The following is a 14,080-nucleotide window of genomic DNA, read 5'->3' as shown; positions in this document are numbered from 1 at the left end:
GTCGTTTGAAAATCTTGCAGTGGTTCAAAAATGCGTTTAGTTAAACTGCTAGAGCCTTTTTATGATGGTCTAGAAAGAAGTGGTTTAATCTGCATGGGCGTGGACGACTTTAGGCATGGTGCGGTTACGTCCTTCTTCTTTAGCTTGATACAAAAACTTATCCGCAGCTGTGATAGCTTTATCTACGCTTATATTCTTGGTTACTTCTTTAACACCGATACTCAAGGTAACACTAAATTCTTTGCCAGCATATTTGAAAATATGATTAGCCACTTTTTTGCGTATTTTTTCTGCTAAAAAGTGTGCATCAGATTCGCTAGTTTCTGGCAAAAGGAACAAAAACTCTTCTCCTCCCCAACGAGATATCTTGTCTTGTTTACGCAACGTTGAGGTAAATAGCGCCGATAAGTTTTGCAGTACGTAGTCTCCACCATCGTGGCCGTGGAGGTCATTTACTTTTTTAAAGTGATCAATGTCGCACAGCAATAACGACATATTGACTTTACTGCGCTGTGCACGATTGTATTCGTGTTCCAAATAATCTTTCATGGCCCTACGGTTTGGTAACAACGTAAGGGGATCTTGCATTGCTTGTCGTTCGAATTGGTCACTTAATTTTTGCATAAAAGTAATGAATTTTTGCCGTGAAAATTCGTAGAAGCCAAATAATAAAGTAACTGTTAAAAAGGAATAAATTAAACGTGACTTAAATTCGTGGGTGTAGGATGTATTTAATAAAACTTCGCCTGGATAGAACAACATGATGCTAATCAAAATAACAAATAGGCCAATGTTGACTAAGCCTTTACGCAAACCGCCAAAAAAGAAAGCTACAGGAGGCAGAATATAAATCCATAATGGTCCAGTGTTGGCATGGCCACCGGTGTAAACTAAATAAAGCATTAAAAATAACAAACATATAAAAATAATGCGGGTAGATATTTTGTAGGTATTTTTAATTCGTTTAAAACGATGGATTTGGTGACTTAAAAAGAATAAAAAACAGGCTGAAAAAAGAGAGATGGATAACACCATTTCGCCACCGAAAGCGGCGGAAATACCTAAAACAAGAGTGAGGCTATAGCCAATGCAGGAGAAAAGATTGGAGACAAATATTTGTTGATTAGATTCGCTATTTCTATCGCCAACAACACCCAAATAAAGATAAGCCAGCATCCACTTGGTCATTTTTCTGATCATTAGATTTCAACGTTTTCCATGTTTATTACGATATCTTTGCTTAACTGTTCTAGTAAATTTCGTAGTTTGCCCACCGCATGTCCATAACCATTTTCTGCCAGTGGTAGTTCGTACTTAAAGTTATATATTGAGTCAGTTAAATTTCTGTTGCTTTGATCATTATATATCCAATACTGTCCAGCTAACACCACTTTTGATTCATATGTAGGCAGAAAGTGGTTTATTTTTAATCCTAATGTTAAGTCTGCTTGTTTGAAATTAACTAATTGTGGATCAACAAAGTAGGCAGTTTTCGACGTTTTATTGAGATCATTTAGTAATGAATTACGAATGCTCGTTTGTAATGGTTGCGCCCAATAATGTTGTTTAGAGTAGAACACTTGATGATTATCCATTTGCATATTCAAACTGGCTTGTTTGAGGTAGTCGGCCAACTCAATAGTCTGAATTGCTACTGTAGTAGGGCGCTGTGCAATATCATCGGGCATTGAAATAGAGGCTGCGTTATCGAGTAGATAATAGTGCACATTTGTGTTCACTTCACTCGCACAACCCGCTAGCAGCAGAGTCAGCCCGAATAGGTAAAAGGTTGGCTTAGTCATTGTCGGTTTCCTGATTTAAAGATTGCGCTTTGGGTTCAACTTCTGGCTGCGTAGCGTCGCTGAATATTAAACTATTCGGTTTTTGGTTGAGTTGTTGCAATAATGGAGTGAGTTGCTGCAAGGTCGTTTGAAACCTTTGCATTGTCGAAATTAATTCTTGATTAGTTCTAGACCCTGCAGAGTAATCTTTGAGTAAGCTAGTTAGCGATTCGGCAGCTTGATTAATATTCTGACTTGTTTGTTGGTCCTTCACGTCAACCAGCAGGCTATCGAGGGTGTCAACGGTCTCTTTTAATGCCTCAGCTGTGGCATTAAAGGTTTGCATTAGTTGACTCGCATCTTCAGACATTTGGGCAAAAGGAATGGCATTTATATTGTCTAAAACACCACTTACTTTTTGAGTGATTTGCGCAAATTCCCCTGATGTTGTAGGAATCACATTGTAGCCAAGAAACTTACTCAGAGGTTCCGGTTCAGCATCCTCATAATGCTGTAAATCAACGTACAAGCCGCCGGTCACAATATTACCAATTTTAAGGGATGCTCTAAGACCTTGTTCTATTCCACGTAATGTTTGTGTTCTAACAATCTCTACACCCGTGTGGTCATCGGGTTGCTGCATTCTGCTTGGCTGGATGTTGATCAGGACTGGAATCGCAAATTCATCATCAAGTAATTTACTCTGCGCTGCGCCTGGTAGGTTAATTTCAATCACTTTACCAATTTGCAAACCTCGGTATTCTACAGGTGCGCCGACAGTTAATCCGCGAATACTATCTTTGATCATCAATACAAAATTAACCCCCAGTTTATATCTTTTGTTTGAAGCGCTTTTATAGTCTTTATATATTTCAAATGACGCTTGTGTTGTGACTAGCTTGCCCGTTGACATACCCTCAGGAATGCCAAATGTGACACCGTTAGTGAGAATGGTTTCGATACTTCCTGTTTTTATTTCTATCCCATTGGCGGCAAGATCAAGACTCATACCGCTGGCATTCCAAAACTTGGTATTTTCAGTGATAAGTTTGTGGTAAGGCGCTTGGATAAAGGCATTGTAAGAAACTATGCGTCTATCTACATCAAAATGCATGTCTTCAAATTCACCGACTTTCAATCCTTTATAAATAATCGGATCACCGGCTTTAAAGGATAGTTCTTCGTCACTATTTAAGGTTATCTGTAATCCTGGTGTGCCAGCTGCTGTGGCAGGGGGATTTTCAAATGCGATAAATTCAGTAGACAGTTCGCCCTCGGTGCTTGGTTCCAAAGTAATATAAGGGCCGGAAAATAGGGTGGTTAATCCAGATACACCATTAAGAGAGACACGGGGCCTCACCAGCCAAAACTTACTATCTTTTCCAAGCAGCATTTCGGCACTTGGGCTCATTCTTGCGGTTACAATTACGCCACTTAAATCGGGTTTTAGTTCTACCTTTTTAACCACACCAATTTCGACATCTTTGGTTTTTATCTTTGTTTGATCTGCTTCAATACCAGAGGCTGAAACAAACTCAATGTTAATTAACGGGCCTTGATTTGCCCACTGGTGATACACCATCCACATTCCAATAGACAGGGCGACTAATGGAATCAGCCAAAATTTTGAGATTATTCGACTAGACTCTACATCTGCTTCTTGCGCGCTTACTTGTTGGTTTTTATTGTCTATCATCTTGTGCGTCCGAATTGCTCCAAATTAATCTAGGATCGAAAGTCATCGCTGCTAGCATTGTTAGTATCACCACACCACAAAATGCCATTGCAGCAGGACCAGGAAATACACTCATGGTATTACCTAGTTGAATGAGACTAACCAAAATCGCAACGGCGAATATATCAACCATTGACCACCGACCTATAAACTCTGTTAATCGGTACCAAAATATACGGGTGTTTTGTTTTTTGATTGTACCGTTTTGCGCACAATAGTTAAGCCAGATTAATATTACCAACTTACCTATGGGCACAACTATACTGGCAATAAAAATGACCAACGCAATTGGATACGACTTGTTCTGCCACATGGAGATGACCCCACCCAGTATGGTGCTGGGTTCATCGGTACCTAAAAATACCGTGTGCATAATAGGTAAAGTGTTAGCTGGAATATATAACAATATCGAGGTCAGTAATAACGCCCAAGTACGCTGTATACTTTCGGACTTCGGAAGTCTTTTACGGCGGTGTTGGGTTTGGGTGGCGTTGATATAAAGTTGGTGTTTATCCATGGATAACAATGTGGCTACCATGCATAAGGTGAAACCGATGTAAGCATAAAATGATAGGCCAATACTGATATCTGCAAAAGAACTGATTTTGATTAAACTTACGAGTACTCCAATTAAAAATATCTCTGCCATGCTCCATGGAATGAGGGCGTAAACGATATTTAAGATAGTCTTTGAAGTGGCTGGATTTTTATTTACAGGCAATGGCACAACGACTAGCAGTAAACCCAGCAATACTATGGCGGGGACGATGATAATAGACAGCAATTGGATCACCGCTAAAAACATATAATCATTGACGATTAATACGTCTAAGCCGGAAATGATCCCAATTGCATGATTTTGCCCGTTGCTGCTAAATCCAAGAAAGTTAAATGGCATTGATAACAGTAAAAAAATTAAAGCGCTAAGGGCGAACATGATTATTCTTTGATTGGCCCTTGCGAGGTGTTGCGTCAATACGTGCCCACAACATGGGCATTTTGCTTTCTGGCGATGAGCTAAACGAGGTATTTCTACTGATGTATCACATTGTTGGCAGACCGTTTGCCCGCTGTGGATAGGATCGGATAAGTGTTGACTCATTTATAAACACCGTTAGCCAGTTGTATGTGTTTATCCAAACATTCAGAAAATACCGCGATACTTTTATCTATTTCAGTCTCTGTGGTTGCCCAAGAGCATATACTAATTCTAATCACCTTTCGGCCCATCCATGTCGCCTCACCACACCAGGTTACACCAGAGTTTTGAATTGCTTTGAGTGTATTAACCGTAATTTCATCTGAATCAGCGCAGATTATAACTTGATTAAATACAACATCGTTAAGTACTTTAAAACCCGCAATTCGGATATTTTTGGCGAAGTAGACGGCATGTTGATGCAATAACTCAACAAGTTCTGCAATACCGTTTTTACCCAAATAAGCCAAACATGCCCATAATTCTATTCCACGGGCACGCCTAGACATGTCAGGTGTAAAAATCATATTGTCGCGGTTTTCACTGGTTTGTATATAGGAACCTTGTTGATGCAGAGCCTGCGTTAACGCTTTGGGATCTGCACATAAAATAATTCCACAATCGTAGGGCGCATTTAAGGTTTTGTGACCATCAACAGACCATGAATTCGCCAGATTAACGCCTTTGGTTAGTTCATTAAACTTTGCGGATGCTGCCGCCCATAAGCCGAAAGCGCCATCAACATGCACCCAGGCTTTAGCGGCTTGGGCTTTAGGAATGATGGTTTGGAAGTCATCGAAAGCCCCGCTACAAACGTTTCCAGCCTGTAAAACGAGAATACAACTATGATCAAGCGGAGGAATCGCATCAACGCGCATGCGACCTTGTTCATCACATTCAACCCATTCAATTTGCTGTTGACCAAATCCTAATAGATTCAACATTTTCACCACAGTTCCGTGGGTTTGTTTAGCTAAAATGATGCGAAGGGCAGGCGCTGCAAAAAGTCCGTGTTGTGCAATGTCCCATCCTAAATGCGTTAATTGACGATAACGGGCAGCCGCCAAACCGCATAAACTGGCAACTGAAGTCCCTCCAACTAGCCCTGCCACAGTATTTTCCGGCAATTGATATAGTTGTTGTAACCATTGTTGGCAAACGCTCTCTAATTTTGCCGCTATTGGTGACATGACAAATAGCGCTGCATTTTGATCCCAAACATCAGCTAACCATTTTGCCGCCAAACCTATGGGCAGTGCCGAACCATTAACAAAACCATAATAACGACCATTTGAGTAACGTACGGTATTTTGTGCCCCTTGATTGGCGAGTAAATCTAACAGCGCGTTTGCGTCGCCAATATTTTCCGGTAAGTCGCCATCAAATGCGCTGAGCAGATCCAAATCCTTATTGCTTGGATAGATTGTTTTTTCATCTGTATCTGTCTGGTATTCAAGTGCACTTTTGCAGGCTTGTTTTAACAGAGCAGAAGTACGAACTTGCTCGAACATGTGTTTTTGTATTTTTGACATAGTCGTACTTCTTAGTTGAGGGTAAGGCTAACGTTATCACTAAATGTAGTTGTTTTTTAGGAAAAATAAGTAAAAAAAAGCCATCTTTAAGATGGCTTTTGTCTGCGAGAAAAGTAAATAAACTTTATCGATTAATAATTTGCATTACCTGGCGAGCGAGGGAAGGGGATTACGTCACGAATATTCTGCATACCTGTGACATAAGCAACTAGGCGTTCGAAGCCTAAGCCGAATCCAGAATGTGGAACTGTGCCATAGCGACGCAAGTCTCGGTACCAAGCGTAGTCTTCTTTATCCAGTCCCATTTCTTCAAGTCGTTGGTCAAATACGTCTAGGCGTTCTTCACGTTGAGAGCCGCCGATGATTTCACCAATACCCGGGGCCAATACATCCATTGCTGCCACTGTTTTGCCATCGTCATTAATGCGCATATAAAATGCTTTAATATCTTTTGGATAGTTCTGCATAATAATCGGCGCACCTACATGCTCTTCTGCAAGGTAACGCTCATGTTCTGACGACAAGTCCACACCCCAATCAACTGGGAATTCGAATTTTTTACCGCAGTTTTTGAGTATTTCAATGGCATCGGTGTAATCCATTCTGACGAAATCTTGGGCGATCACTTTTTCCATTCTATCTTTAACGTCTTTATTGATATGCTGCGCAAAGAAAGCCATATCATCGGCACGTTCTTCCAATACGGCTTTAAACACATACTTTAAAAGATCTTCGGCAAGTTGCGCTACGTCAGACAATTCTGCGAAGGCGACTTCTGGTTCGATCATCCAAAATTCCGCTAAGTGGCGGCTTGTGTTTGAATTCTCAGCTCTAAAGGTCGGCCCAAAAGTGTACACTTTGGACATTGCTGTACAGTAGGTTTCAACGTTCAATTGACCTGATACTGTTAAGTAGGTTTCTTTTCCGAAAAAATCTTGTGAATAATCGACTTCACCTTGTTCGGTTTTAGGGATGTTCATCATATCTAAGGTCGAAACCCTGAACATCTCACCAGCCCCTTCAGTATCACTGGCAGTTAATATGGGAGTGCTGATCCAAAAATAGCCTTGTTCGTGGAAAAAGCGATGGATAGCTTGAGATAAACAATTGCGAACACGGGTTACCGCACCAATGACATTGGTTCTAGCACGCAAGTGCGCATGTTCCCGCAGGTATTCAATACTATGGCGTTTTGCTGACATTGGGTAAGTGTCTGGGTTTTCAACCCAACCTAAGATGTCAACTTGGGTCGCTTCTATTTCTAACGACTGACCTTTACCTTGTGATTCTTTCACTTCGCCAGTAACTGCAACTGAGCAACCTGTAGTGAGACGCTGGATATCGCTGTAATTTTGCATTGTATTCAGTGCAATAACCTGAATAGCGTCAAAGCAACTTCCATCATGCAAATTGATAAAAGATAATCCTGCTTTAGAATCTCTGCGGGTTCTCACCCATCCCTTTAAAACTACTTGTTCCCCGATTGGGTACTTGCCAGTTAACACGTCAACCACTGGGGCATGCGCCATTGATATTCTCCACTACAGCAGGGTTAACCTGCAAATTTTTGATTACAAACTAAAATAAGACAAACGACTAGGATAAACAATAACCTAGATGAAACCAAATTAATGCTCTACAGTAACTAAAGCTGGATAATTAAAATGTCACTAGAATCTGTCGCATAAATAAGGTGTGTAATCTTACTTAGCTAAATGACAGACTCAAGTAAAAATAGGCGCTAAATAGAGAATATGTCTGAACAATTCCCTTGGCAGGGCGAAAACCGCCGAAAAACGCCTCGAAGCCGCGATAAATTTTACCAAATTGTATTGGGATTGAATATTGTTGCTTGGGTGATATTTGTCGCTTCTTTGATAGTTTTCCATTATGCACGGCCAGAATTGATATCTGGCGTGCAAGAATATTGGGGAGTATCTGGTCGACAAGATTGGGCTATGTCTCTTAGTCTTTATCTAATTATGTTACTTTGCCTATGCACATTCATGAGTCTGTTTGTACTTTTCATGCGGCGATATAGAACTCGCCGCCGAAATGACTATTTTGGTATAAACGTAGTTATTTTATTGGCAATCAGCGTAGTGGTATTAGTTTGGATCTTATCTGATCTTTGAAATATCACTAATTGAGTGTCTGTAAACTGATCGCAATAGCGGCGGTCAGTTGAGTCAGTTGTTGCTGATTAATAATAAACGGCGGCATAATGTAAATGAGTTTTCCAAATGGTCGGATCCAAACGCCGTTATCAACAAAAACACGTTGTAACTCAGCAACATTAACCGCCTTTTTACATTCAACGACACCAATTGCGCCCAATACTCTGACGTCTTCTACAGCAACATGGTCTTTTAAGGGGAACAACTGATGTTGCAGTTGTTTTTCAATTCTTTCGACCTGTGCTTGCCACTTATTCTGTGCCAACAAAGCCAAACTGGCATTAGCTACCGCGCAAGCTAACGGATTACCCATGTACGTAGGGCCGTGCATAAACACGCCCGGTTCAGACGCACAGACCCCTAATGCAACATCTTCTGTGCAAAGCGTTGCTGCAAGTGTCATATAACCACCGGTTAACGCTTTGCCTACGCACATGATATCTGGACTTATACCAGCATGTTCGCACGCAAACAGTTTACCTGTTCTACCAAACCCAGTAGCAATCTCATCACAAATTAACAAAATGTTGTGTTCGTCACATAACTGTCGACAACGATGAAGATATTCTGGGTGGTATATGCGCATACCTCCGGCTCCTTGCACTATTGGTTCGATAATAAGTGCTGCGACTTCGTTTTTGTGGGTAAGAATCAAATCCTCAAGGGGTCCGATATCATCTTCATTCCAAGTTTGATCAAATTGAGTTTGTGGTGCTGGGGCAAATATTTGTGAAGATAACACTTGGTTAAATAAACTGTGCATACCGTTTACCGGGTCACATACCGACATAGCCGCAAAGGTATCACCATGGTAACCATTGCGAGGGGATATAAAACGGTGTTTCTCTGGAGCACCTTGGCACGCCCAATATTGCAATGCCATTTTCATTGCGACTTCTACCGAAACTGAGCCAGAATCAGCTAAAAACACGCGCTCCAAGCCTTCAGGTGTAATATCCACTAGTGTTCTGCAAAGATCGATAGCGGGTTTATGAGTGATTCCGCCAAACATCACATGAGACATTTTTTCTAACTGTTTATTGGCCGCTTTATTTAGCTCTGGATGATTGTAGCCATGAATGGTTGCCCACCAAGATGACATGCCATCGACTAAACGTTCGCCATCTTTCAGTTTCAGGAAAACCCCTTCTGCTGATTCAACTTCATAACAAGGAAGAGGGTTAATCGCAGATGTGTATGGATGCCAAATATGTTTTTGGTCAAATTCGATATCAGTTAGGTTAGATTTGTTCAAATAATGCTCACTTGTAAATCGAAGTATCTGGTAAGAGTTGACAATGTTTAAGTCGGCCTTAGACTAAGCCAACATAATTCGATAGTAAAGGACCAAATATGGCGTTCCCAGCAGATTTTTCAGGTGCAGCACAGATAAGACACGACTGGACATTAGACGAAGTGAATGCATTATTCGCTATGCCTTTTAATGATTTGCTTTTCCAGGCCCAATGTATTCATCGCCAACATTTTGATCCTAATTATGTGCAGGTCAGCACATTATTGTCGATTAAAACTGGGGCTTGTCCGGAAGACTGTAAATATTGCCCGCAAAGTGCGCGTTACGATACTGGCCTAGAAAAAGAACGCCTTTTGGAAATTGAAAAAGTTATTCAGCGCGCCAAAGAGGCTGTGGCAACAGGGTCAACGCGTTTTTGTATGGGGGCGGCTTGGAGAAATCCAAAAGAGCGTGATATGCCATATGTTTTGGAAATGGTCAAAGAAGTTAAAAAGCTTGGCCTAGAGACTTGTATGACCTTGGGTATGTTAACCCGTGATCAGGCGATAGCACTAAAGCAAGCTGGATTAGATTATTACAATCACAACTTGGATACGTCACCCGAATATTATGGCGATATCATTACAACCCGTACCTATCAAGATCGTTTAGATACACTGCAAAATGTGCGTGATGCCGGTATGCATGTCTGTTCTGGTGGTATTGTCGGCATGGGTGAAGAGGCCGATGACCGCTCTGGTTTGTTGATGCAATTGGCCAATTTAGAACATCACCCAGAAAGTGTACCGATCAATATGTTGGTGAAAGTAAAAGGTACACCATTGGATGATGTGGAAGATTTAGATTCTTTCGAATTTATTCGTACTATTGCTGTAGCCCGTATTTTAATGCCTAAGTCGTTTGTTCGTTTGTCGGCGGGGCGTGAGGCTATGAATGAACAAATGCAAGCCATGTGTTTTATGGCTGGCGCAAATTCAATTTTTTACGGTTGTAAATTGTTAACCACCTCTAATCCAGAGACCCATGAAGATGTCATGCTATTCAAAAAATTGGGAATCAACTCTAAACAAACTCGTGAGTATTCTGATGAAGCCCATGAAGCCGCTTTAATGGAAGAGATTCAGGCGGGTGAGTCAGAGCAAGCTGGAAATGAATTATTCTACGATGCCAGTAAACCTGTCGTCGCTGTGCCTGAGACGACTAATTAGTCAGTGGCTTTTGCTTATTTACAAGCGGCTCTGAATGCACGTAAACGTGAAGGTTTGTTGCGTCAACGGCGGATAATCGATTCTTCTGCTGGCGCAATGATTGAGGTTGATGGGCAGCACTTTTTGAGTTTCTCCGGCAATGACTATCTAGGACAACGTCAAGATATTGCTGTTATGCAAGCTTGGGTGGAAGGCATTTCCAGCTATGGTGTGGGCAGTGGGGCTTCGCCACTTGTTACCGGCCATACTCGTGCGCATCAGCAATTGGAAGAGTTTTTAGCCAGTGGTTTAAAGCGTGAAGCCGCTTTATTATTTAATTCTGGCTTTGCCGCCAACCAAGCTATTTGTCAGGCATTAGCAAACCCGAATTTGTGTATTTTGTCGGATAAGTTAATGCATGCATCATTTGTGGAAGCGGCAAAACATTGTGACGGCACATACAAGCGCTTTCGGCATAATGATATTGATCATCTGACAACGTTATTCGCTTCGAGTAACCGACAAGCACCGCAACAGTCTCAAGCTAACATTCAGGATTACCTTATTGCCACCGAAGGGGTATTTAGTATGGACGGTGATTTGGGACGTTTAGATGAACTGCACAAAGTGGCTCAGCAATATGATGCTTGGTTAATGGTAGATGATGCGCATGGCATGGGAGTATTGGGTAAAACCGGCTTAGGCAGCGCTGAACAATTGAATCTAAGTCAATCTCAGGTGCCGATATTAATGGGGACTTTTGGCAAAGGAATTGGCACCTCTGGTGCTTTTGTCGCAGGCTCGCAAGTGCTTATCGACTACTTGGTGAACTTTGCCAAGCATTATGTATATAGCACCGCAATGCCTCCTGCTATGGCGATGGCAACCTATGCGAGTTTTCAATCGTTAGCTGATGGTGTCAAGCAGCAAACGTTAACCCAACGAATTGCTCAGTTTAGACAGTTATGCTTGCAAACGGGTGTGCCGATAACTGATTCACAAACTGCCATCCAACCTATTGTTATTGGCGACCCAGTTAAGTGTGTGAAAATTAGTGAGGATTTGAAGCAGCTTGGGCTTTGGGTCACAGCCATACGTTATCCCACTGTTCCTAAGGGAACTGACAGGCTACGAATTACCTTATCAGCCAGTCATAAACACACTGACATAGATGCATTTGTTGATGCTTTAGTAATAGTGCTTAAGCGTTATCAGGTATTAACCCATGATTGACACCGTTGTGGATAAAAAGCGCAGAATAGCCTACCAGTTTAGTCAATCAGCATATCGTTATGATGATGTCGCACAAGTGCAATTAGATATTGGTTTTGATGCAATTCAGTTGGTGCAAGCTAATACACTCGGAAAATTGTTGGATATTGGTTGTGGGACCGCTCGTTTAACCCGAATGCTGGTGGACAAATTTCAACATGTCTGCGGCATAGACTTAGCAGCGGGCATGATTGAGCAGGCGAAAAAACTTAATCCAACTGACGACAATAAAGGATTCATTGACTTCCACATAGCAGACGCGGAATCTTTGCCATTTCCAGATAAGTCCTTTGATTCGATTTTTTCTTGTATGGCATTACAGTGGTGTACGCCAATTCAGCAGAGTTTAGCGGAGGCGAATCGGGTCTTAACCGATGATGGCCGCGCCGTCTTAGCGCTGCTTAGCGAAGGTTCTATGTCAGAATTACAGGCAACTTGGGGGGAAATTGATTCCGTCCCTAGAGTCAACCAATTCATTCCCCATCGCGAATTGGTAAAAGCAGCACAACAGTGCGGGTTTAAAGTGCTTGAGCAACAAAAAACCTATACTACCTGGCACCCTAACGCGATTAGCGTGTTAAATAGTATTCGCCATATTGGCGCAAATGTTGTGCCTCAAACCGGTAACCACTCAAAACTGAGTCGACAGTCTTTAGCTGAATTTGAACGGATTTATAAGCAACGTTTTGCCGTTGAAGACCAGTTACCCTTGTCTTACCAAGTTAGTTTTTTGATTTTGAGCAAAGATATATGATCAACTCTATTTTTATTGCAGGTACTGATACCGATGCAGGAAAAACCGTTATTGGCTCAGCCATTTTGCAGCTTGCGGCAAAAAGAGGGCTTTCCACCATAGGTTTTAAACCGGTTTCTGCCGGCTGTTTTGAAACCGCGGAAGGTCTTAGAAACGATGATGCAGTGGCCCTGCAGCGTGTTAGCACATTGCAATTACCCTATGAAAAAATTAATCCCATCGCGTTTGCTGATCCTGTCGCACCCCATTTAGCCGCTCAGCGCATGGGAGTGACCCTCGATTTACAACAAATAACCTCAGCCTATACAGATTTACTCTCTGCAAATGCTGATTTACTGCTAACCGAAGGAGCGGGTGGGTGGCGTTTGCCATTAGGCGAAGGGGCATTCTTATCAGATTTTGCGATCCAACAAAAAATACCTGTGGTGTTGGTGGTTGGTATAAAGTTGGGCTGTTTGAATCACGCATTACTCACCTATCAAGCTATCTGCGCTGATGGTCTAGAGGTTATCGGTTGGGTAGCTAATCAGATTGATGAGCAGATGTTGTATTTACAGGACAATATTGAGAGTTTAAAGCAATTGATCCCCGCACCTTGTCTCGGTGTTGTGCCTAAGCTAAAAAACACCGAACAAGCTGCAGAGTATTTGTCGATTGATAGGTTATTTCAATAAGTTATTTAGAGCTGTATTAGCAGCTATGGTTTGTTGTTGATTCCCTTTAAAGATAACACCGTCGAGTTCACCAATTAGCGTAAATGTATCGCCCTGGAGCAGCAAACCACTTCCTTCTCTTATCCCAATTACATGGGTGTCTGGGTTCAATACACAAAATTCAGCAATCCGTTGAGCCCTTGTTTCACCATTGTGACCAGGTGGCTGATAATCGCTATAATGGGGATTAATTTGTAACGGAACAAAGGCTAAAGCGGAAAATGATTCAGGCTGAATGATTGGCATGTCGTTCGTGGTTTTAATACTCAAACCACAAATATTTGAACCTGCACTCCAGCCGATATAAGGGGTACCAGAATTCACTTTATTTTGGATACTTTTTATTATGTCATTGCTCTGCAATTGATAAAGCAAGTTAAAGGTATTGCCTCCACCGACAATAATTGCTTGGGCGTTATTGATTGCATCGGCTGCATTTGGCAATGTGTGGATACCAGTAATACGTATCTCTGGTAACGCCTGTTGCACTTTTTCAGTGTAGTCATCCCATGACATAGTGACGCCTGCATAGGGGATGAAAATCGCAGTTTTAACCTTATCTAAAAACGGCAATATCATTTTTCTGGGGTTAGCTAGGTATTCTTCATTGCCAACTTTTGAACTGCTCAACATGAGTACACGTTTTTCTGACATTTTTTTCCTTTGAAATGAATTTAACGCTAGACGCGCTTTTT

At 41.7% G+C, this 14,080-nt stretch carries 13 protein-coding genes; 5 read left to right on the top strand and 8 right to left on the bottom strand.

Annotated features, from left to right (window positions below; genetic code table 11):
• Positions 1-84 precede the first annotated feature (84 nt).
• The 6 genes from ABWV72_RS13940 to asnS all read right to left on the bottom strand — a co-directional run bounded on the left by ABWV72_RS13940 (position 85) and on the right by asnS (position 7,556).
• Positions 85-1,200: a GGDEF domain-containing protein gene (locus tag ABWV72_RS13940; RefSeq protein WP_353371232.1), complete on the bottom strand. Its 1,116-nt coding sequence runs from the start codon at positions 1,198-1,200 to the stop codon at positions 85-87.
• The gene (locus ABWV72_RS13935; protein WP_216048412.1) at positions 1,200-1,802 is read right to left on the bottom strand and encodes a PqiC family protein; all 603 of its coding nucleotides are present in this window, start codon (positions 1,800-1,802) and stop codon (positions 1,200-1,202) included. Before ABWV72_RS13935 ends, ABWV72_RS13940 begins: the two co-directional genes overlap by 1 nt.
• Entirely contained in the window at positions 1,795-3,477 is a 1,683-nt protein-coding gene (gene pqiB / locus ABWV72_RS13930; RefSeq protein ID WP_216048413.1) for an intermembrane transport protein PqiB, read from the bottom strand. Before pqiB ends, ABWV72_RS13935 begins: the two co-directional genes overlap by 8 nt.
• Positions 3,464-4,618, bottom strand: a complete 1,155-nt coding sequence (locus tag ABWV72_RS13925; protein WP_353371229.1) for a paraquat-inducible protein A — start codon at positions 4,616-4,618, stop codon at positions 3,464-3,466. Before ABWV72_RS13925 ends, pqiB begins: the two co-directional genes overlap by 14 nt.
• Positions 4,615-6,027 carry a pyridoxal phosphate-dependent decarboxylase family protein gene (locus ABWV72_RS13920; protein ID WP_353371227.1) on the bottom strand — a complete coding sequence of 471 codons (1,413 nt, stop codon included), beginning with the start codon at positions 6,025-6,027 and terminating at the stop codon, positions 4,615-4,617. The genes ABWV72_RS13925 and ABWV72_RS13920 overlap by 4 nt, the downstream gene beginning before the upstream one ends.
• Before the next feature lie 131 nt (positions 6,028-6,158).
• Positions 6,159-7,556, bottom strand: coding sequence for an asparagine--tRNA ligase (gene asnS / locus ABWV72_RS13915; RefSeq protein ID WP_342804581.1), 1,398 nt, complete (start codon positions 7,554-7,556; stop codon positions 6,159-6,161).
• Positions 7,557-7,781: 225 nt separating this feature from the next.
• On the opposite strand from asnS, the gene ABWV72_RS13910 reads away from it, so the two are divergent.
• Complete coding sequence (locus ABWV72_RS13910) at positions 7,782-8,162, top strand: hypothetical protein (protein ID WP_216048417.1); 381 nt, start codon at positions 7,782-7,784, stop codon at positions 8,160-8,162.
• 7 nt (positions 8,163-8,169) lie between these two features.
• Here ABWV72_RS13910 and bioA read toward each other — a convergent pair whose 3' ends face one another.
• A complete protein-coding gene (gene bioA / locus ABWV72_RS13905; protein ID WP_216048418.1) occupies positions 8,170-9,459 on the bottom strand; it encodes an adenosylmethionine--8-amino-7-oxononanoate transaminase in 1,290 nt (429 codons plus the stop codon).
• A 98-nt stretch (positions 9,460-9,557) separates the two neighbouring features.
• On the opposite strand from bioA, the gene bioB reads away from it, so the two are divergent.
• From bioB to bioD, 4 genes are read left to right on the top strand one after another with little or no spacing between them, the layout of a single operon-like run.
• A complete protein-coding gene (bioB, locus tag ABWV72_RS13900) occupies positions 9,558-10,667 on the top strand; it encodes a biotin synthase BioB (protein WP_216048419.1) in 1,110 nt (369 codons plus the stop codon).
• A gap of 3 nt (positions 10,668-10,670) precedes the next feature.
• The gene (locus ABWV72_RS13895) at positions 10,671-11,879 is read left to right on the top strand and encodes an aminotransferase class I/II-fold pyridoxal phosphate-dependent enzyme (RefSeq protein ID WP_353371224.1); all 1,209 of its coding nucleotides are present in this window, start codon (positions 10,671-10,673) and stop codon (positions 11,877-11,879) included.
• Positions 11,872-12,672 carry a methyltransferase domain-containing protein gene (locus ABWV72_RS13890; protein ID WP_353371222.1) on the top strand — a complete coding sequence of 267 codons (801 nt, stop codon included), beginning with the start codon at positions 11,872-11,874 and terminating at the stop codon, positions 12,670-12,672. Before ABWV72_RS13895 ends, ABWV72_RS13890 begins: the two co-directional genes overlap by 8 nt.
• On the top strand, positions 12,669-13,346 hold the full coding sequence (gene bioD / locus ABWV72_RS13885) for a dethiobiotin synthase (protein ID WP_353371220.1): 678 nt from the start codon (positions 12,669-12,671) through the stop codon (positions 13,344-13,346). The genes ABWV72_RS13890 and bioD overlap by 4 nt, the downstream gene beginning before the upstream one ends.
• Here bioD and pepE read toward each other — a convergent pair.
• Complete coding sequence (gene pepE, locus ABWV72_RS13880) at positions 13,335-14,039, bottom strand: dipeptidase PepE (protein WP_353371218.1); 705 nt, start codon at positions 14,037-14,039, stop codon at positions 13,335-13,337. The two genes, bioD and pepE, sit on opposite strands and share 12 nt — an antisense overlap.
• Positions 14,040-14,080 lie beyond the last annotated feature (41 nt).

The sequence above is a fragment of the Aliiglaciecola sp. NS0011-25 genome (assembly GCF_040370605.1).
Lineage (GTDB): Bacteria > Pseudomonadota > Gammaproteobacteria > Enterobacterales > Alteromonadaceae > Aliiglaciecola > Aliiglaciecola lipolytica_A.
The sequence above is the reverse complement of the archived record's forward strand: the minus strand, read 5'-3'. Positions and strand labels throughout refer to the sequence as shown.